The sequence below is a fragment of the Azospirillum cavernae genome (genome assembly GCF_003590795.1).
In the GTDB taxonomy this organism is placed as follows: domain Bacteria; phylum Pseudomonadota; class Alphaproteobacteria; order Azospirillales; family Azospirillaceae; genus Azospirillum; species Azospirillum cavernae.
In genome coordinates this window covers 2,319,621-2,338,804 of record NZ_QYUL01000001.1, presented here as the reverse complement: position 1 = coordinate 2,338,804, position 19,184 = coordinate 2,319,621, and the positions used below count along the sequence as shown (strand labels likewise).

General features: G+C 66.1%; 21 protein-coding genes and 1 tRNA gene. 16 read left to right on the top strand and 6 right to left on the bottom strand.

Annotation, left to right across the window (positions count from 1 at the left end):
- Window positions 1–5: 5 nt before the first annotated feature.
- From D3877_RS10870 to guaB, 7 genes are all read left to right on the top strand, one after another.
- Window positions 6–272, top strand: coding sequence for a hypothetical protein (locus D3877_RS10870; RefSeq protein ID WP_119830593.1), 267 nt, complete (start codon window positions 6–8; stop codon window positions 270–272).
- A complete protein-coding gene (locus D3877_RS10865; RefSeq protein WP_119830592.1) occupies window positions 269–1,825 on the top strand; it encodes a PepSY-associated TM helix domain-containing protein in 1,557 nt (518 codons plus the stop codon). Before D3877_RS10870 ends, D3877_RS10865 begins: the two co-directional genes overlap by 4 nt.
- Window positions 1,818–2,150 (top strand): DUF3325 domain-containing protein, encoded by a 333-nt coding sequence (locus D3877_RS10860; protein WP_119830591.1) that lies wholly within the window; start codon window positions 1,818–1,820, stop codon window positions 2,148–2,150. Before D3877_RS10865 ends, D3877_RS10860 begins: the two co-directional genes overlap by 8 nt.
- Window positions 2,151–3,018: 868 nt before the next feature.
- Window positions 3,019–4,230, top strand: a complete 1,212-nt coding sequence (locus D3877_RS10855; protein ID WP_238474824.1) for an ABC transporter substrate-binding protein — start codon at window positions 3,019–3,021, stop codon at window positions 4,228–4,230.
- 117 nt (window positions 4,231–4,347) lie between these two features.
- Entirely contained in the window at window positions 4,348–5,373 is a 1,026-nt protein-coding gene (locus D3877_RS10850) for a Ppx/GppA phosphatase family protein (protein ID WP_119830590.1), read from the top strand.
- Between the two features lie 19 nt (window positions 5,374–5,392).
- Window positions 5,393–6,151 carry an RlmE family RNA methyltransferase gene (locus D3877_RS10845; protein WP_119830589.1) on the top strand — a complete coding sequence of 253 codons (759 nt, stop codon included), beginning with the start codon at window positions 5,393–5,395 and terminating at the stop codon, window positions 6,149–6,151.
- Window positions 6,152–6,254: 103 nt separating this feature from the next.
- Entirely contained in the window at window positions 6,255–7,733 is a 1,479-nt protein-coding gene (gene guaB, locus D3877_RS10840; RefSeq protein ID WP_119830588.1) for an IMP dehydrogenase, read from the top strand.
- Between the two features lie 63 nt (window positions 7,734–7,796).
- On the opposite strand, the gene D3877_RS10835 is transcribed toward guaB, so the two are convergent.
- From D3877_RS10835 to mltA, 3 genes are all read right to left on the bottom strand, one after another.
- Window positions 7,797–8,558: a TrmH family RNA methyltransferase gene (locus tag D3877_RS10835; protein ID WP_119830587.1), complete on the bottom strand. Its 762-nt coding sequence runs from the start codon at window positions 8,556–8,558 to the stop codon at window positions 7,797–7,799.
- 179 nt (window positions 8,559–8,737) lie between these two features.
- Window positions 8,738–9,259: a GNAT family N-acetyltransferase gene (locus D3877_RS10830; RefSeq protein WP_119830586.1), complete on the bottom strand. Its 522-nt coding sequence runs from the start codon at window positions 9,257–9,259 to the stop codon at window positions 8,738–8,740.
- Window positions 9,260–10,399, bottom strand: a complete 1,140-nt coding sequence (gene mltA / locus D3877_RS10825; protein WP_238474823.1) for a murein transglycosylase A — start codon at window positions 10,397–10,399, stop codon at window positions 9,260–9,262.
- A gap of 308 nt (window positions 10,400–10,707) precedes the next feature.
- On the opposite strand from mltA, the gene D3877_RS10820 reads away from it, so the two are divergent.
- The 3 genes from D3877_RS10820 (at window position 10,708) to D3877_RS10810 (ending at window position 14,530) form a co-directional block, all read left to right on the top strand.
- Entirely contained in the window at window positions 10,708–12,144 is a 1,437-nt protein-coding gene (locus D3877_RS10820) for an RsmB/NOP family class I SAM-dependent RNA methyltransferase (protein ID WP_119830921.1), read from the top strand.
- A 299-nt stretch (window positions 12,145–12,443) separates the two neighbouring features.
- A complete protein-coding gene (locus tag D3877_RS10815; protein ID WP_119830584.1) occupies window positions 12,444–13,964 on the top strand; it encodes a leucyl aminopeptidase in 1,521 nt (506 codons plus the stop codon).
- A gap of 116 nt (window positions 13,965–14,080) precedes the next feature.
- Window positions 14,081–14,530 (top strand): DNA polymerase III subunit chi, encoded by a 450-nt coding sequence (locus D3877_RS10810; RefSeq protein WP_119830583.1) that lies wholly within the window; start codon window positions 14,081–14,083, stop codon window positions 14,528–14,530.
- Window positions 14,531–14,552: 22 nt separating this feature from the next.
- Here D3877_RS10810 and D3877_RS10805 read toward each other — a convergent pair whose 3' ends face one another.
- Entirely contained in the window at window positions 14,553–15,206 is a 654-nt protein-coding gene (locus tag D3877_RS10805; RefSeq protein WP_119830582.1) for a DsbA family oxidoreductase, read from the bottom strand.
- A 133-nt stretch (window positions 15,207–15,339) separates the two neighbouring features.
- Between D3877_RS10805 and D3877_RS10800 the strand changes: the two genes are divergently transcribed.
- Window positions 15,340–15,792 carry a hypothetical protein gene (locus tag D3877_RS10800; protein ID WP_119830581.1) on the top strand — a complete coding sequence of 151 codons (453 nt, stop codon included), beginning with the start codon at window positions 15,340–15,342 and terminating at the stop codon, window positions 15,790–15,792.
- Between the two features lie 27 nt (window positions 15,793–15,819).
- Here the strand turns inward: D3877_RS10800 and D3877_RS10795 are convergent, their stop codons facing one another.
- On the bottom strand, window positions 15,820–16,221 hold the full coding sequence (locus tag D3877_RS10795; RefSeq protein ID WP_238474822.1) for a hypothetical protein: 402 nt from the start codon (window positions 16,219–16,221) through the stop codon (window positions 15,820–15,822).
- Window positions 16,222–16,331: 110 nt separating this feature from the next.
- Window positions 16,332–16,643: a hypothetical protein gene (locus D3877_RS10790; RefSeq protein ID WP_238474821.1), complete on the bottom strand. Its 312-nt coding sequence runs from the start codon at window positions 16,641–16,643 to the stop codon at window positions 16,332–16,334.
- Between the two features lie 160 nt (window positions 16,644–16,803).
- Here D3877_RS10790 and D3877_RS10785 point away from each other — a divergent pair, with 160 nt between their 5' ends.
- From D3877_RS10785 to D3877_RS10765, 5 genes are all read left to right on the top strand, one after another.
- Window positions 16,804–17,031: a hypothetical protein gene (locus tag D3877_RS10785; RefSeq protein ID WP_119830578.1), complete on the top strand. Its 228-nt coding sequence runs from the start codon at window positions 16,804–16,806 to the stop codon at window positions 17,029–17,031.
- A gap of 180 nt (window positions 17,032–17,211) precedes the next feature.
- Window positions 17,212–17,288, top strand: a tRNA-Asp gene (locus tag D3877_RS10780).
- A gap of 312 nt (window positions 17,289–17,600) precedes the next feature.
- Window positions 17,601–17,969 carry an NADH-quinone oxidoreductase subunit A gene (locus D3877_RS10775; RefSeq protein ID WP_119830577.1) on the top strand — a complete coding sequence of 123 codons (369 nt, stop codon included), beginning with the start codon at window positions 17,601–17,603 and terminating at the stop codon, window positions 17,967–17,969.
- Complete coding sequence (locus D3877_RS10770) at window positions 17,960–18,505, top strand: NuoB/complex I 20 kDa subunit family protein (protein WP_199720739.1); 546 nt, start codon at window positions 17,960–17,962, stop codon at window positions 18,503–18,505. Before D3877_RS10775 ends, D3877_RS10770 begins: the two co-directional genes overlap by 10 nt.
- Before the next feature lie 27 nt (window positions 18,506–18,532).
- A complete protein-coding gene (locus D3877_RS10765) occupies window positions 18,533–19,162 on the top strand; it encodes an NADH-quinone oxidoreductase subunit C (protein WP_119830575.1) in 630 nt (209 codons plus the stop codon).
- The last annotated feature ends 22 nt before the right edge of the window (window positions 19,163–19,184 follow it).

Genomic DNA, 19,184 nt, shown 5'->3' with positions numbered 1-19,184 from the left:
TGAGGATGGCGGCGCGGGCGACGGCGGCGATCTTCGGCGCTTATGGCCTCGCCTGGGGGCTGGCCGCGTTCGGCGCGCCGTTGGGCGTGTGGTCGGGCCTGTCTCCGGCGGACGCGGTGATGCTGGCCAGCCTGATCGGGTTGCTGGTCCTGCCGCTGGCCTCCCTGTGGGCCTTCGCCGTTCCCCGCGCGGCGGTGGGGTGGCTGGCGCTGGGCGGCGGCGGCGCGGCCTTGACGCTGTTGGGCGGCTTGATGCGGACGGCGGCGCCATGAAGAAAACGCCGTTCATCAAACCGGCGCTGCGTCTGGCGATGCTGTGGCCGCACACCTGGGCCGGGGTGACGCTGGGCGGCATGCTGATGGTGATTTTTTTCATGGGATCGCTGTCGGTCTTCGCGCCGGAAATCGACCGCTGGATGATGCCGTCCACCCGGCTGGCGGCGCCGGAGGGGCCGGTGTCGCTCGATCAGGCGGTGCGCCCACTGGTGGACCGCCTGTCCGCCGGGCGAACCGTCCAAGGCTGGTTCGTGCGGCTGCCGGAGGAGCGCAATCCCGTTCTGACTCTGCGGCTGCGGGCGGAGGGCGGCGTCATTGACGGGGTCGCCAGCGCCGATGGCGCGATGCTGCCGCCGGTCGGCACGCTCGGCGCCTCCTCCTTCTTCTACCCGCTGCATTACAGCCTGCATCTGCGGATGGGCTTCATCGGCATCTGGATCGTGTCCTTCGCCACGGTGGCGATGCTGGTCGGGTTGATTTCGGGCGTCATCATCCACGCGCGGATCTTCAAGGATTTCTTCACCTTCCGGTCCTGGGGGCAGACCCGGCGGTCGGTGCTGGATTTGCACAATCTGACCGGGGTGTTGGCGCTGCCCTTCCATCTGATGATCTCTTTCACCGGCGTCGTCATCATCGCGCCCATCGTGCTGCCGTCGGGGGTGAACGCGCTGTATGGCGGCGGGATCGAGGGCTTTTACAACGACGCCATCGGCGGCTTCGACCGCCCGCGCGCCGGGGCGGCGGCGCCGCTCGCCCCGCTGGACCCGATGGTGGCGGAGGCGCGGCGGCTTTGGGGCGGCGGCAAGGTCGGTTACGTCCAGGTTCTCCATCCGGGCGACGCCGCCGCCTATGTGCGGGTCAGCCGCAGCACGGAGGACCGCATCAGCCTGAACAACGAGCCGGTGGTCTTCGACGGCGTGACCGGGGCGGTGGTGAAGCACGCGCCGCTGGGGCCGGTGGTGGCGGCGCAACGCTTTCTTTCGGGCCTGCACATCGTGGCGTTTCATCATTGGTCGTTGCGGTGGCTGTATTTCCTGCTTGGCCTGTCGGGCTGCGCCCTGATCGGCAGCGGGCTGCTGTGTTGGCTGGAGAAGCGACGGGCCGCCCATGGAGTCCGCGCCGGGGTCGGCTGGCGGGTGGTCGCGGCGATGTCCTGCGCCACCACGGTCGGGTTGCTGCTCGCCACGCTGGCGATGATGGCGGCCAACCGCGCGCTGCCCGCTGACGCGCCGTCGCGCGCGATGATGGAGGTCGCGGTGTTTTTCGGGGTTTGGATCGCCAGCGCCATTCATGCGGGCGCGCGCAGCGCCGGGGGGCCGCCCTGGCGGAGCCAGACCGGCGCGGCGGCGGGGCTGGCCGTCGCCTGCGTGGCGCTGAACGGGCTGACGACGGGCGATCACCCGTTTCAGGCTCTGGCCGATGGCAAGATGGCGGTGTTTGGGGTGGATTCGGTTCTGTTGCTGACCGCCGCGCTGGCGTTCGCCGCCGCGTTGCGGCTTGGTCGCCCGGCGAAAGGCCGGGTTGGTGTGGAGGAGGCCAAACATGCGTGACGCGTTGACGCTGCTGGCGGTGTTCGCGCTGCTCTATCTGGGGTGCGCGGCGTTGGCGATGACGCTGGATCGCCATTGGCGCGATCTGGTGGACCGGCGCAACGGCCCATTGCGCCGCACGGTCCAGCGGTTGCGCCTGTCCGGCGCGGTGTGCGCGGCGGCGGCCCTGGGGCTGGCGATCCAACGCGACGGCGGGGCGTTCGGCCTGTTGCTGTGGTGTCTGGCCTTGACCGTCGGGGCCTTCGCCGTCAGCGCCACCCTGACGTGGCGCACCGCCCAACTGCGGGGCGTCCAACTGAGGGGCGCCCAACTGAGGGGCGATTGAGAGCGTTTTTGTCGCCACACAGGCTCTTGACAGTCCAGCCAGACAGGAGCAGGCTCCGTCTTACAGTAATCGCTGAGGTGATTGAAACGGTTTCCGGGGTTCTGACGTCTCTCAAGCGGTCCGTCTTGGGTGTCCATCGTTCAAACCGAAGCCAGGGAGGGTGAGTAAGATCATGACTCCACCGACGCTTACTTGAACATGCCGATCTGTTCGGCCCTGACAATTTGGAATTATTTCGCCTGATGGCGACCGACATGTGGGCTACGGATGCCCGCAACAGAAACCCCCGCCGATTGTGCGGGGGTTTCTTTTTGTTGTCTTTGGCTTGTTGTCAAAAATCTTCAAAAGAAGCGCCAACACCGGCTTGACAGTCTTTCGGAACAGGCGCAGTCTTTGTCTTACAGTAATCGTCGAGGTGAAGAAAACGGCTTTCGCGTTCTTGACGTCTCTCAAGCATCCTGTCTTGAGATTGATGGTGATCCCGAAACCAGGGAGGGTGAGTAAGATCATGACTCCACCGGCGCTTACTTGATGAAGTCGATGTTTTCAACACGCAATCTTCAAGGCACCTTCGACTGATCGGGGTTTTTGGCCCGATTGGTGATCGTTCAGCGGATGTCCCATATCCGTTTCGGAAACCCCCGCCATCGTCGCGGGGGTTTCTTTTTGCGTGCGGTCAACCCTTCGCCGCCGCTCATGCCCGAAAGCCGGGGCGTTGAACACGCTCGACAGCGATAAGGTTTCATACGATACTGTTCGTGATCGCTGATAGTTTCATAAATCCATCATGTCGCGGGTCGGGCGTCGGCGGTCGGACAGCGCAAGACCAAAAAATCCTGTGACCAAAAAAATCCTATGGGAGGAAGCCTTGAGCGTTTCAATACGGCCCTTCGCCCTGGCGGCGGCGTTGCTGGCGACCACCGCGACCATGGCCTGGGGGCAGGGCGTCAAGCCGGTCAAGATCGGCGTTCTGGTGGACGAGGCGGGGTTCGCGTCGGACATCGGCGGCAAGGGAGCGACGCTGGCGACCCAAATGGCGGTGGAGGATTTCGGCGGCAAGGTGCTGGACCGCCCCATCGAGGTGATCGCCGCCGACATGCAGAACAAGCCGGACGTCGCGTCGAACATCGTCCGCCGCTGGTTCGACGTGGATGGCGTGGACATGGTGACGGACATCCCGGTGTCGTCGGTGGCGCTGGCGGTCCAGGCGGTGGCGCGTGAAAAGAAAAAGGTGCTGATGATAAGCGCCGCGACCACGACGGAGCTGACCAACAGTCAATGCTCGCCCTACACCATCCATTGGGCGGACGACACGGCGTCGCTGGCGGTGGGCGCGACCCGCGCGGTGGTGCAGGCGGGCGGCACGTCCTGGTACTTCATCACCGCTGATTTCGCCTTTGGAACGGCGATGGAAAAGGCGGCGACCGAGGCGATCAAGGCGGCGGGCGGGACGGTGCTGGGCGGGGTCAAACACCCCATCGGGACCAGCGATTTCGGATCCTACCTGCTGAACGCCCAGGGCAGCGGGGCGAAGGTGGTGGCGCTGGCCAACGTCGGGGCCGACACCATCGGCGCGATCAAGCAGGCGGGCGAGTTCGGCCTGATCGCCGGTGGTCAACGCATGGTTGGCTACATCGTCTTCATCACCGACGTCCATTCGCTGGGTCTGGAGTTGGCCAAGGGGCTGTATGTGACCGAAGGCTTCTATTGGGACCAGAACGACAAGACGCGGGCCTGGTCCAAGCGCTTCTTTGACCGTCACGGCAAAATGCCCAGCAAGGAGCAGGCGAACACCTATCTGGCGACCACCCACTGGCTGAAGGCGGTTCAGCAGGCGGGCGGGACGGAAGCGGAGCCGGTGACGGCGGCGATGAAGGCGATGCCGACCGATTATTTCGGCACGCCGGGCAGCGTCCGCAAGGATGGCCGTGTCCTGTATGACCTGTCGCTCTATCAGGTGAAAAGCCCGGCGGAGAGCAAGGCCCCGTGGGACTATTACACCCAGGTCCGCAGCATTCCGGCGGCGGAGGCCTTTTTGCCGTTGGAAAAAAGCGCCTGTCCCTTCATCACCGGCAAGTAACCGGCCCGGACCAAAGGGCGGTTTCCTTTCATCCGGGAGCAAATCCCGGATGGGGGGTTCCCGCCGGACCGCAATCCGGGTTATGCTCCGCTCTTTACGCGCGGCGGGACGGGGTTCGTGGATCTTCAGGTGCACAGCGAGCGGCAGAGCGACACCGGACGGTTGCGTTCGCCCGCGCTGCTGCGTCCGGTTTTCGCCGCGCTGGATCTCGGCACCAACAATTGCCGTCTGCTGATCGCCAAATCGGCCCCCGGCGGCGGCTTTCGCGTCATCGACGCCTTTTCCCGCATCGTGCGTTTGGGCGAGGGGCTGAGCCGCAACGACCGGCTGTCCGATCCGGCGATGGAGCGCACCATCGCCGCGTTGCGGGTTTGCGGATCGAAGATCGAGCGGCGCGGCGTCACCTCCGCCCGCGCGGTGGGGACCGAGGCCTGTCGGCGCGCCGTCAATTGCCCGGAATTCGTCGCGGCGGTGGAGCGGGAAACCGGCATCGCCCTGGAAATCATCTCCAGCCAAGAGGAAGGGCGTCTGGCGCTGGCCGGTTGCGCCTCTTTGCTGGAGCGCAGCCCTCCCTACGCGCTGGTGTTCGACATTGGCGGCGGATCGACCGAATTGATGTGGCTGGCGCTGGAAAACGGGCGGCCGCCGCGCATCCTCGATCAAATCTCCATCCGCTGCGGCGTCATCGGCCTGACCGAAGAGTTCGGCGGGCCGGACGTCACCCCCGCCATGTACAACCGCATGATCGACGCGGTGGCCGACGCCATCGCCCCGTTCGAGGCGCGCAACCGCATCCAGGACCGCGTCGCCGCCGGGCAGGTGCAGATGCTCGGCACGTCCGGCACGGTGACGACGCTGGCCGGGGTGCATCTGGGGCTGGGGCGTTACGACCGGCGGGCGGTGGACGGCAGCTATCTGCGCATCGACCACGCCCGCACGGTGATCGAACATCTCGTCGGGCTGGACTTTGACGGCCGGGCGCGTCATCCCTGCATCGGCTATGACCGCGCCGATCTGGTGGTGGCGGGCTGCGCCGTGCTGGACGCGCTGTGCGACGTCTGGCCGGTCGAGCGTCTGCGCATCGCCGACCGTGGTTTGCGCGAAGGCATTCTGGTGGACCTGATCGGGGCCACCGGCGAGTAACCAAGGGCAGTGAAGCATTATGGTGCAAAAGACTCCGTCGTCGCGTCCGGGTGGGCGCCAAGCCACGGTGCGTGTCAAGACGGCGGGCAAACGGTCGGAATCCTCCAAGCGTTGGCTGGAGCGTCACCTCAACGACCCCTATGTGGTCGAGGCGACGAAGCGCGGCTATCGCTCGCGCGCGGCCTTCAAGCTGTTGCAGCTTGACGAGAAGTTCCATTTCCTCGCGCCCGGCATGCGGGTGGTCGATCTGGGGGCCGCGCCTGGCGGCTGGACGCAGATCGCGGTGGAGAAGGTGCAAACCAGCAAAGAGGGCTGGAAGGTCGTCGGGCTGGACATCCTGCCGATGGACGCCGTCCCCGGCGCCGTCACCATGCAGGCCGATTTTCTGGAGGAAAGCGCCTCGGTTCGGTTGAAAGAGGCGCTGGGCGGTCCCGCCGACATCGTGTTGAGCGACATGGCGGCCCCCACCACCGGCCACCAGCAGACCGACCATCTGCGCATCGCCGGTCTGGCCGAAGCGGCCTATGACTTCGCCGAAGAGGTTCTGGCGCCGGGCGGCGTGTTCGTCGCCAAGCTGTTCCAGGGCGGGGCGGAACGCGATCTGCTCGACCGGATGAAGAAGGCCTTCGCCGTGGTCAAGCACGCCAAACCGGCGGCCAGCCGGGCCGAATCCTCGGAAACCTATGTGGTCGCCACCGGCTTCCGGGGCGTCAAGACCAGCGATCACCGGGACCAGGGCGGGGACGATGACCAGGATGAGGGCCGCGACGCGCGCTGAGCCGCGTTACGCCTTTGCATAACAGATGCAGTGTGCGCACGGCTTCACAAGCCCATGGGCTTGTGTATAGTGCGCCACGTTTTTCTTGCGGGAGATCCACACCATGGCGCGCGTCACGAAAATTCGCGAAGCCCTGACCTTCGACGACGTCCTTTTGGTTCCAGCCGAAAGCTCCGTCCTGCCGAACGATGTGGACACCCGGACAAGGTTGACCAAGACCATCGAACTGGGCATCCCGCTGATCTCGTCCGCGATGGACACGGTCACGGAAAGCAACCTCGCCATCGCCATGGCGCAGGCCGGTGGTCTTGGCGTCATCCACCGCAACCTGACCATTGAACAGCAGGCCGAAGAGGTCCGCAAGGTCAAACGGTACGAATCGGGCATGGTGGTCAACCCGATCACCATCACGCCGGACGCGATGCTGTCCGACGCGCTGGACCTGATGGCCCACCACAAGATTTCCGGCATTCCGGTGGTCGAAAGCCGCGACGCGCGCGGCGTCGGCAAGCTGGTCGGCATGCTGACCAACCGCGACGTGCGGTTCGCCGACGACCCCCGCCAGCCGATCAGCGAGCTGATGACCAAGGATCTGGTCACGGTGCGCGAGGGCGTCAGCCAGGACGAGGGCAAGCGCCTGCTCCACCAACACCGCATCGAAAAGCTGCTGGTGGTGGACGAGGATTACCGCTGCATCGGCCTGTTGACCGTCAAGGACATTGAAAAGGCGCAAGCCCACCCGAACGCCTGCAAGGACGCCCGTGGCCGTCTGCGCGTCGCCGCCGCCACCGGCACCGGCAACGACGGTCTGGCCCGCGCCGAGGCTCTGTTCGACGCGGGCGTGGACGTGCTGGTGGTGGACACCGCGCACGGCCATTCGCTGAAGGTTCTGGAGCAGGTGCGCGCCGCGCGCGCCATGTCCAACTACACCCAGGTCATCGCGGGCAACGTCGCCACGGCGGAAGCCGCCAAGGCGTTGATCGACGCGGGCGCCGACGCCGTCAAGGTCGGCATCGGGCCGGGGTCGATCTGCACCACCCGCATCATCGCGGGCGTCGGCGTGCCGCAGCTCACCGCCGTCATGGACGTGGTGGAGGAGTGCGAGAAGCAGGGCATTCCGGTGATCGCCGACGGCGGCATCAAATATTCGGGCGATCTGGCCAAGGCCATCGCGGGCGGCGCCAGCGTCGCCATGCTGGGCAGCCTGTTCGCGGGCACCGACGAAAGCCCCGGCGAGGTCATCCTGTTCCAGGGCCGCTCCTACAAGAGCTATCGCGGCATGGGATCGGTCGGCGCGATGGCGCGCGGCTCGGCGGATCGCTACTTCCAGCAGGAGGTTTCGACCATGAAGCTGGTGCCGGAAGGCGTCGAAGGCCGCGTTCCTTACAAGGGGCCGGTGTCGGCGGTGATCCACCAGTTGGTCGGCGGCCTGCGCGCCGCCATGGGCTACACCGGCAGCGCCTCCATCGCCGAGATGCGCGAGAAGTGCCAGTTCGTCCGCATCACCAACGCGGGCCTGCGCGAAAGCCACGTCCACGACATCACCATCACCAATGAGTCGCCCAACTACCGTCAGGGGTGATTGGGCGCGAGGCTGATGGTTTGCGTCTCCCTCTCCCGCTCGCGCGGGGGAGGGATTTTCTTTTTATCGCAGCGCCGCGAACCGCGCGAACAAGGCGACGCTGACGGCCACGGTGGCGTTGAGCGACTCCACATTGCCCGTGGTCGGCACCGACAGGCGAACCGCCGGGCAGTCCGCCGGGACGCCTTGGCCTTCCTCCCCCAAAATCAGCCGCAGATCGGTCGGCCAATCGAAGCGGGTCAGGTCGGTTCCGCCGCCGTCGAGCGCGTAGAGCGGCCCCGCCGCCGCGTTGACCTCGGCCCAGCGCGGGCCGCGCAGCAGGGTCAGCGAGAATTGCGCGTTGGACGCCGCCCGCAGGCATTTCGGGTGGAAGGGGTGCGCGGCGCCCTCCAGCAACACGACGCGCGACGCGCCGAAGGCCGCCGCGCTGCGCAGCAACGCCCCCAGATTGCTGGGATCGCCCAACGCGCACAGCAGTTCCAACCCCTGCGGCGGCTGGCTCAGGTCGATCATCGGGAAACGCGGCACATTGCCGACCAGCAGCGGGAAGCCGGTTCCCGACACGTCCAGCGCCCGGAACAGGGCGGGGGCCAGTTGCACCGGCTCGACCCCCGCCGGCAGCGGCCACCCGGCGATCTGGGCGGGATCGGTGAACAGCAGCCGTTCGAAACGGTCGGGGCGCTGGCGCAGCGCCTCCGGCACCGTTTTCAGCCCGGCCAGCAGGAATTTGCCGTTCTTCTTCAACCCGCGCCCGTCCAACGCCGATTCCCACAGCTTGAATTGCGGGTTCTGCGGGCTTTCGATGAGCAGGGGCGGGCGGGTCATGCGGCGGGCTTTCGGGCGGGCAGTTGGCGGGATGGCCCCCTCCCCAACCCTCCCCCGCTGCGCGGGAGAGGGGGCCTTGAGCTTTGTCGGCTTTGTCGGCGTTCAGCGGAGTTCCCTCTCCCGCGAAGCGGGGGAGGGGTAGGGAGGGGGAAAGCGACGCCAAAGCTTCTATGGTCGTGTTAGCACAGCCGCCGCCCCAAAAACAGCAGCGGGCCGCGTTGCAGGGCGTCGGTGAATCCGGCGCGCTGGTAGAAGGCGATGTTGCGGGCGAAGATCCCGGTGACGAGGTGCAGGCCGGGCAAGCCGTCGGCCCGGCAATCCTCGGCGAAGCGGTCCACCAACAGACGCCCGATTCCCCGGTCGCGCCAGCCGGGCCGGACATTGACGTGGAAATGCGCCGGGTAGGCGGCGAAATGATCGGCGAAGACCTCGTATTTCGGGATGGTCCGGTCGAGCGGCGTCGCCCCGGCGCTGTCCTTGCAGCCGGTCAGATAGCCGGTGATGGTCCCGTCCTCCGCCACCGCGAACCACAGATCGGCGGGGGCGTGGGCGACGAACCAGCCGGTCCAGGTCGCCAGAAAGGCGGCGCGCTCCGCCGCGTTGGCGAAGTCCGTGCGGGTGGTGGAGGCGAAAAAGATCGCCTCCAGCGCGTCCAACGCCGATTCTTGGTCGGCCAGATCGGTCAGACGGACCAGCCGCATTTACTTCGTTGGGACCTGCGCCGTCTGGAACGCCGCGTTGCGCGGGGCGAGCATGGTGAAGCGCCCGCGCGCCTTCATCACTCCGGCACCCTCTTCGGCCTCCGTCCCGGCGCCCCAGAACAGATCGCCGCGCACCGCCCCCTTGATGGCGCCGCCGGTGTCCTGCGCCAGCACCAGCCGTTTGAAGCCGCCGCCCGGCACCGGCGCCTCGCGCACCTCCAGCCACAGGGGCACGCCCAACGGCACATGCTCGACGTCCACCGCCAGACTGCGGCCCGGCGTCAGCTCCATGTTGCGGGCGCCGCGCGGTCCGCCTTCGGTGCGCTGCTTGAAGAAGACGTAGGAGGGGTTGAGGTTCATCACGTCGTTGGCCTCGCCCGGATGCTCCTTCAGCCAGCGGCGGATCAGTTGCAGCGACATCTGGTCCGGCGTGGCGTCGCCCCGGTCGAGGATGTGGCGGCCAATCGGGTAATAGCTGTGGCCGTTCTGCCCGCCAAAGCTGAGGCCAACGTAAGAGCCGTCGGTCATCCGCACCCGGCCCGATCCCTGGATTTCCAGGAAAAAGGCGTCGATGGGATCGTCCACCCACAGGAGTTCCAGGCCCCGGCCGTTCAACGCGCCGCTGGTGATGCGCGCGCGCGACGGCAGGTTTCCTTGGTTTGGCTTGCGGTAGAGCGGGGTGTTGAAACGCTCGCTGCGCGTCCAACTGCCGCGCAATTCGCTTTCGTAATAGCCGGTGAACAGCCCCTCTTGCCCCGCGCCCAGCGTCACCGGGGTGAAGTTCGCCTCGAAAAACAGGCGGGCGGCTTCCGGGTCGTTGGGGGCCAAGCGGTTGGCGGCGGCGCAGATGGCGCGCCAATCGTCGGTGGTTCCGGCGGCGCGGTGCGCGCCCAACGGCTTGCCCGGTGGTTGGCTTTTCACCCAGCCGCAGGTGCGCTGCACGGCGGGCAGGGCTTCGGCGTGATCGTCCTCGCCCCAACCGGCCAGCCCCCGGAAATCCGGGGCGATCTGTTCAGGGCTGACATAGGGCCGTTTGCCGCCGCCCGGCAGGTGGGCGATGGGCGTGGTTCCGGCGCAAGCCGCCAGGGCCAAGACCGCGCCCAACCCAACCGCGCGCCCGATCACTCGACGCACTGTCATCCAGCCCGCAACCGCCATCACGCCACCCCTTGCCCAAGACGCGCTGTTTCAAAGTCCTTGGGGCGCGTCCCGGCTTGTCACGCCAAAGTCACATCCCCGGCCCGTTTGTGCCGAGCGGCGTCGGCAGCGTCAACGGCTGTTTGCCCTGGTTCCGGTCCCCGCGCGCCGATGTCACGGCCTCCGATGACAGCCCCGCCAAGCGCCGTCGCGCGCAAGACGTGACAAACGACCGCAAAACGCGGTATCGACAGGGTGGGCCGACGCCGTTTTGCGTCCGCCGCATTTGCCCCCCGAAGGATTCCGCCACCATGACACCCGCCGCCCGCCTTCAGGCGGTCATCGAGCTGTTGACCGAGATCGACGACATCGCCCGCCCCGCCGACGCGGTGATGAGCGCGTATTTTCGCAACCGTCGCTACATTGGCTCGAAGGACCGCAGCAACGTCGCGCAGACCACCTACGCGATCCTGCGGCGTCACGCGCGGCTGAGCTGGTGGATCGAGCGCGCCGGGCATCGCCCGACGCCGCGCGCCCGCACGCTGGCCTACGCGCTGCTGGAAGAGCGCCGCAACGCGGGCGTCGTGCTGGAGATGTTCAGCGGCGGCAAATTCGCGCCCGAACGCATGACCGAAAACGAATTGGCGCTGGTCGGCGCGCTCGACACCCACACGCTGGAGCATCCCGAGATGCCGGAAGCGGTGCGCGTCGAATGCCCGGATTGGGCCGAGGGTCCGATCCGCGCCTCGCTGGGCGACCGTTTCGCGGTGGAGATGGAAAAGCTGCTCGACGCCGCGCCGCTCGACCTGCGCATCAACCCGCTGAAGGCCAACCAGGCGAGCGCCATCAAGGCGCTGGCCAAGGCGCAGATCGTCGCCGAAGTCACGCAATGGTCGCCGTTTGGCCTGCGGGTCAAGGGCCGTCCGCCGTTGGGCGGCGTTGACGCGTTCAAGGACGGTCTGGTCGAGATCCAGGACGAAGGCTCGCAGCTCGTCGCGCTGGCGGTGGCCGCGAAGCCGGGCCATCAGGTCGTTGATTTCTGCGCGGGCGCGGGCGGCAAGACGCTGGCCATCGCCGCCATGATGAAGAACAAGGGCCGCGTCGTCGCCTGCGACGTGCTGGCCGGTCGCCTGAAGCGCGCCGCCGAGCGGTTCCGCCGCGCCGGTCTGCACAACATCGAGGCGCACCCGCTGACCAGCGAGCGCGATCCCTGGGTAAAGCGCCACAAGCGCAAGTTCGACCGCGTTCTGGTGGACGCGCCGTGCTCCGGCACCGGCACCTGGCGGCGCAACCCGGACAGCCGTTGGCGGCAACTCGGGCCGGGCCTGAGCGAACTGGTGCCGTTGCAGGCCAACATTCTGGACAGCGCCGCGCGGCTGGTGAAGCCGGGCGGGCGGTTGATCTACGCCACCTGCTCCATGCTGTTTGACGAGAATGAGGGGCAGATCGCCCATTTCCTGGAAACCCACCCGGAATTCACCGTCAAGCCGGTGGCCGACGTGTGGGCGGAAGAGGCCTATGGCCCCGTTCCCTGCGATGGCCCTTATCTGCGCCTGACCCCAGCCCGCCACGACACCGACGGCTTCTTCGCCGCCATCCTCGACCGCAAGGCTGAAGAGGTCGCGGCGGAGACGACGGACGAGGCGGCGGATGACGCGGAGGCCGCTGAGTTTGAAGTCGCCGATCTGGACGGCGCCGAACTGGGCGAGGTCGATCCGCAAGACATCGCGACGGCGACCGACGCCTGAGCGGCTTGTGGTTTGAACCGCGCTCCGGTTTGCCCCCTCCCTAACCCTCCCCCGCGAACGCGGGAGAGGGGACTGGCACCTGCTTTCCCATGCTCCCTCTCCCGCGCAGCGGGGGAGGGCTGGGGAGGGGGCATGGCGGCGCAGAACCAATCCAATCTCCGCCCCCGGCCTTGACAGGCGGGGTGGCGCGGCCTTTATCGCTGGGTTAGGGTTTCACCCGCCATTTTCCTCCGGGCGCCGTCGGCGCCGTCTTCCTTCCGGGCGCCGTCGGCGTTGTCGGGCCAATTCAAGAGGACCACATGAAGTTCTCCTTCGCGAAGCCGTCCTTGTCGTCGGCGCTGGGCAAGCCCGGCATCCTCGCCGTCACCGTCGCCACCGACCGCAGCCTCGGCGCGCTCGGGCAGGAGCTTGACCAGAAGACCGGCGGCGCGCTCGTCCGCGCCATGGCCGCCGCCCGCTTCACCGGCAAGAAGGATGAGACGCTGACTCTGCTGGCCCCGTCGGGGGTCGAGCTGGAGCGCGTGTTGCTGGTCGGCGTCGGCAAGGCCGAGGAGATCACCGATCTGACCCTGCAATCGGTCGGCGGCACGCTGTTCGTCACGCTGGACAAGGCGGGCGACGAGGCGTCGGTGCTGGTCGATCTGTCGGAGGGCGCGGCGCTGACCGGCGCGGCCGCCGCCGCCGAAATCGCCTTTGGCGCGCGTCTGCGCTCCTACAAGTTCGACAAATACAAGACCAACGACAAAAAGGCCGAGAAGAAAGAGCCGAAGCCGTCGCTGGGCAAGCTGACGCTGCTGGCCGACGGCGCGGACGAGGCCAAGAAGGCCTTCGCCAAGCTCGATACGCTGGCCGACGCGGTGTTCTTCACCCGCGATCTGGTGTCGGAACCGGCGAACGTCATCTACCCGGAAAGCCTCGCCGACCGGACCAAGGCGCTGGAGGAACTGGGCGTCGAGGTCGAGATTCTGGAGCCGAAGAAGCTGCGCAAGCTCGGCATGGGCGCGCTGTTGGGCGTGGCCCAGGGCAGCGCGCGCGAGGCGCGCGTCGTCGTCATGCGCTACAACGGCAACGGCGACGGCGAGGACCAGCGCCCGCTGGCCTTCATCGGCAAGGGCGTGACCTTCGACACCGGGGGCATCTCCATCAAGGGCGCCGCCGGGATGGAGGACATGAAGTGGGACATGGGCGGGTCGGCGACCGTCATCGGCACGATGCACGCGTTGGCCGCCCGCAAGGCCAAGGTCAACGCTGTCGGCATCGTCGGTTTGGTGGAAAACATGCCGTCCGGCACGGCGCAGCGCCCCGGCGACATCGTCACCTCGCTGTCGGGCCAGACCATCGAGGTCATCAACACCGACGCCGAAGGCCGTCTGGTGCTGGCCGATTGCCTGTGGTACGCGCAGGACGTCTTCAAGCCCAAGCTGATGATCGACCTCGCCACCCTGACCGGCGCGGTCATCGTCGCGCTGGGTCATGAGCACGCGGGGCTGTTCGCCAACAACGACGAGCTGGCGCAGAATCTGACCGCCGCCGGTCTGAAGGTCGGTCAGCCGGTGTGGCGCCTGCCGATGAACGACGCCTACGACAAGGAAATCGAAACCCCCGCCGCCGACATGAAGAATGTCGGGTCGGGCGGCGGGGCCGGCAGCATCGTCGGCGCGCAGTTCCTCAAGCGTTTCGTCAACGATGTGCCGTGGGCGCACATCGACATCGCGGGCGTGGCCTGGGCGAAGAAGGACAGCGGCACGGTGCCGAAGGGCGCGTCGGCCTTCGGCGTGCGTCTGCTCGACCGCTTCGTCGCTGATTTCCACGAAGCCTGATTCCACGAAGCCTGATTCCACGGGGGCTGAGATCGTGAGATGATGGATCGCCCCGCCGCCGGTGAGTCTGGCGGCGGGGCGTTTCGTTGACCGAGCGAGAACGCGACCATTTCACTATGACCGAAGTCCGCTTTTATCATCTGCAACGCCGCACGCTGGAACAGGCGCTGCCCAAGATCCTGGAAAAGGTTTTGGAGCGGAATTGGCGCGCCGTGGTGCTGGCGGCCTCGCCGGAGCGGGTGGACGCGCTCAATCAGCTTTTGTGGACCTACGATCCCAACTCGTTCCTGCCGCACGGCGCCGCCCGTGACGGCTTCGCCGACAAACAGCCGATCTGGCTGACGGCGGAGGATGAAAATCCGAACAACGCCACCGTGCTGGTGGTGGTCGATGGATCGGTCAGCGACCGGATGGACGGCTTCGATCTGGTGTGCGACCTGTTTGACGGCAACGACGAGGACGCGGTGCTGGCGGCGCGCGACCGTTGGAAAACCTGCAAGGCCGCCGGCCACGGCCTGACCTATTGGCAGCAGAACGAACGCGGCGGTTGGGACAAGCGGGCGTAAGGGGCGGGCAGGGCGGCCTTTTTCAGCCGCCGACCACAGACAAATGCTCGGCGTCATCCACGCCAAGATCGAGCAGCGGCAGGAAGCTGGCCGGTTCCTGCGCCCCCGACAGCGCGTAACGCCGGTTGAAGATGTAGCAGGGGACCGCCTGCAAGCCCATTTGACGGGCGAGCGCGTCGGCGGATTGAACCGTCGCGCTTTCGGCGTCGGTGGCGAGCAGGCGTTTGACCTCCGCCCCGTCCAGCCCAAGGGCGGCGGCGGTGGCGGCGAGAATCTCGTGATCGCTGATGTCCAACCCTTGGACGAAATAGGCGGTGAACAGCGCGTCGGCCATGGCGTTGCTCTGCCCTTGCCGCCCGGCGATGCGAATCGCCCGGTGCGCGTCAAAGCTGTTGGGCGTGCGGCGGATGCGGTCGAGCGCCAGCGGCAAGCCATCGCGTTCGGCGGTGTCCTCGACCATCCGGTGGATTTGCCGCGCCCGCTCCGGCCCGCCGAACTTCAGCGCCAGATAGTCGGACCGCGCCATCCCGCCCGGCGGCATGTCCGGGTTGAGCTGGAAAGGCTGCCAACGAATGTCGGGGCGAAGTCCGGGCCGCGAGTCCAGCGCGCGGGCCAATCGGTTCTTGCCGATGTAGCACCAGGGGCAAATCAGATCGGCGAAGGTTTCGATCAGCATGCCCACCACTATCGCCGCGCGGGCGCCGATGGGCAACGATTAGTTCATCGCAACACTTTGTTAACCGATATGGACCGACAGTCGAACCCGGCCCCGGCGTCTTGGTCGCGGTCGTGTCAAGGGCGCGCGGGCGATGAGCAATTCCTACGTTGACGGCAAAGTGCGCGAAGCGATCCTGGCGTCGAAGGGCAGCCGGGCGCTGGCGCAAAAAATCCTGATGAGTTGGGCGGCGAGCGATCCCGATTTGCTGCGCGGCATGGCGCAACCCTTTTTAAAGGCCATTGTCGCCGCCGCCATCGAGCGGGCGGCGCGTCCACAATCCAGCGCGCCCACGCGCGCCCGGTCGGGCGCGGCGGCGGGCGGCGCGCGTCCGTCGGCCTCGGGATTGAGCCGGGATGCGCTGGAAAATGTGCTGAACCAGTTGGGGCGCGAGGCGGGAGACGGGGATGGCGGGGCGTCGTCGCGTGGAGCGGCTCCGGTCGACGACGCGCAGCGCTCAACGGGACCCGCCGCCGCTGGCGGCCCCAATCACGAAAAGGCGATGATGGCCATCGCCAAGGCTTTCGTCGCCAAGAAAATCCGCTGATGGGCGCGGCGAACGCCGCGCTCCGGCTCAATCGTCAAACCAGCCTTTGGCCTTTGGGGCGGCGGGTTTGAGATCCGGCGGCGGGCTGGCGAGCGCGGTGTAGCCGTTCTTGTAGGGATCGGGGATGTGGTGGCATTCCACATCGGCCAAGGTCCGGTAACAATAGAGCCGCGAGCGGTCAACGACGAGCTTTTCCGGGCAATAGGTTCCCGTCTCGGTCAGGTTGATGATCGAGCAATCCTGCCCGGTGATGCCGGACACCACATGATCGCCAATGGTTTTTTTGGTGGTGTTCAAGCTGACCACGTCGACGCCGACCGCCGCGCCGGTCAACTGAGTCGCGGTGCAACCGCTCTGCGCCAGCCAAGACGCCAGCAAAACCGCCATCCAGACCGGGGGGGGGCCGCGTCGCGTCGTTGCGGTTTTCATTCTGCTCATCCCGATCCGTGACGTGCGTGGCGGCTTTCCTGCGCTGGAGGCCGACTCCATCCCCAATCGTCGCATTGCGCGCCAACGTGATTAACAACTCCTAAATGGCTCTATCGGAGCAGCGCGCAAATCCGTGAGCGGCATTGGACCAGGACAAAGGCGTCCTTGTCTTCCGAACAGCCGATCTTGAACACGGTGCTTCCTTCCCGTCCGGGGGCATAGCGCATGACGTCAACCTTGGCGGGGGTGCAATTCCCTTGCGATTTGGCGACCTCCTTCGCTTCGGCTTGCCCCGCCGACACGTTGGCGGCGGCGCTGGCCAGGCTGGGCGCGACGGCCACAAGACAAAGCGCGACGGCAAGGGATCGCCAGGGTGTGCCGCCCAGAAAACGGGCGGCGGGGGCGGGGAGGGACTGTTGCATGCCCACAGTATGGCACGCGCCGGATGTGGTCGAAAGCCCCCCGACGGCGCTCGATCAAGGCCGGTTAAGCCGCGTCACGATTCACAAATCCCCGGCGCGCCACAGCTGATTCTGATAGTCTTCGGTGACGCCGAAACAACCGGGATTGGGGGAAACGATCATGACCTTGAACGAACGCCGCTTGGGAGACCGCATCCTGGCCGCGCTGGATTTGGCGGTGGAGCAACGGCATCTGGACGTGGCCGAGCATTTGGCGCGCGCGCTGGAAGACGCCTTGACGCGATTCGGCGGCCCGGACGCCGTGGACCATCGCGATCTGTCCGAAGGCATGATCCAAGCGTTCGAGAAGCTGGACGAATTGCGCCGGGCCGAACACAGCCTGTCTTGAACGGCCTTGCGCCCGATTGCCGCAGGATGAGCAAAAACAAGGGTCTAAAATTTTTTCAAATTTGTGATTGACAGGGGAAGGGTTGGCGTCTAAAAACCGCCCACCGAACGACGGGGCCACGAAGCCCTCGGAAAACGGAAGGCGCCTCAAGGCGTTAGCCGAATTCCACAGTCGCTCAGCGCGGGTGTAGCTCAGTTGGTTAGAGCGCCGGCCTGTCACGCCGGAGGCCGCGGGTTCAAGTCCCGTCACTCGCGCCATTCTCTCTTTTGAAATTTAAAAGTCTCTTGCGAATAATTTTCAAAGGGTCCGCGTTTCGCGGGCCTTTTTGCATTTGCGTTCTTTCTCCCTCAACGGCGCGTAAAGCGTGGTATTACCAAGGGTAATTCTGCAATCAAGCAGCCCCTTTTGCGTTGTGGGAAGCGTTCAAAGCCCTTTCCTTGCTCTCACTCTCGGCATATATTCCGGCCCGTCTGATGGGCTAATCCAAGGCATTCCTGCCGCGTCGCGCGCGTCCACCGATCAAGCGGTTGGAACGGCGTCCGTGGCTGTGGGCTTATGGGAGGAACGCGGTGTCGACTCCGCTGATCATTGAGTATCTTCCGATCCTGGTGTTTCTGCTGATCGGTATCGCGCTGGCCGTGGTGATGGTGGGCGCGTCCTACATCATCAGCCCGAAGAACCCGGACGCCGAAAAGGTCTCCCCCTACGAATGCGGTTTCGAGCCGTTCGAGGACGCCCGCACCAAGTTCGATGTTCGATTCTATCTGGTCTCGATCCTGTTCATCATTTTCGATCTGGAAGTCGCCTTCCTGTTCCCCTGGGCCATCGCGCTGGGCGACATCGGGCTGTTCGGCTTCTGGTCGATGATGCTGTTCCTGGGCATCCTGACCATCGGCTTCATTTACGAGTGGAAAAAAGGAGCGCTGGAATGGGAGTAGAGGTCGCCAAGCCGCTGGCGCCAATTCCGCCCGGACCGGAACAGGACGCGTACATCCGCGCCGTCTCCGACGAGATCCAGGACAAGGGTTATGTGCTGGCCAAGTACGAGGATGTGTTGGCCTGGGCGCGCACCGGCTCGCTGTGGCCGATGACCTTCGGTCTGGCCTGCTGCGCGGTGGAGATGATCCACGCCTACATGAGCCGGTATGATCTGGACCGCTTCGGCGTGATTCCGCGTCCCAGCCCGCGCCAGTCCGATTGCATGATCGTCGCCGGCACGCTGACCAACAAGATGGCCCCCGCGCTGCGCAAGGTCTATGACCAGATGCCGGAACCGCGCTGGGTCATCTCGATGGGATCCTGCGCCAACGGCGGCGGCTACTACCATTACTCTTACGCGGTGGTGCGCGGCTGCGACCGGATCGTGCCGGTGGACATCTATGTTCCGGGTTGCCCGCCGACGGCGGAAGCCCTGGTCTATGGCATCCTCCAGCTTCAGAAAAAGATCCGGCGCGGCAACCGCATCGCTCGCTAAGACCAGTCAGAAGGCAGGGTACGGCCCATGTCCGAACAGGCGTTGAAGGAACTCGGGGACGTCATCGCCGCCAAATGCGGCGACGATGTCCTGACGGTTGAGGTGAAGCTCGGCGAGCTGATGGTGACGGTCAAGCGGGCCGCCATCCTCGCTGTGCTGACCGCGTTGCGCGACGATCCGGCCTGCTCGTTCGAGCAGTTGACCGACGTCACAGCGGTGGATTACCCGGATCGCGTCGAGCGGTTCGAGGTGGTCTATCAACTCCTCAGCTACAAGCACAACCGGCGCATGCGCGTGAAGTTGACCACCGACGAGGACACGCCCGTCCCGTCGGCGGTGTCCATCTACAGCGCGGCCAACTGGTTCGAGCGCGAGACCTGGGACATGTTCGGCGTTTTCTTCGACAACCACCCGGACCTGCGCCGCATCCTCACCGATTACGGGTTCGAGGGGCATCCGTTCCGCAAGGACTTCCCGCTGACCGGCTACGTCGAGGTTCGCTACGACGAAGACCAGAAGCGCGTGGTTTACGAGCCGGTGCGGCTGACGCAGGATTTCCGCAGCTTCGACTTCCTCAGCCCGTGGGAAGGCATGACCAACGTCATGCTGCCCGGTGACGAGAAAGCCGCCCTCCAGGACGGGAGCAAGAAGCCGTGAGCATGACGACCGTGACGAGCGA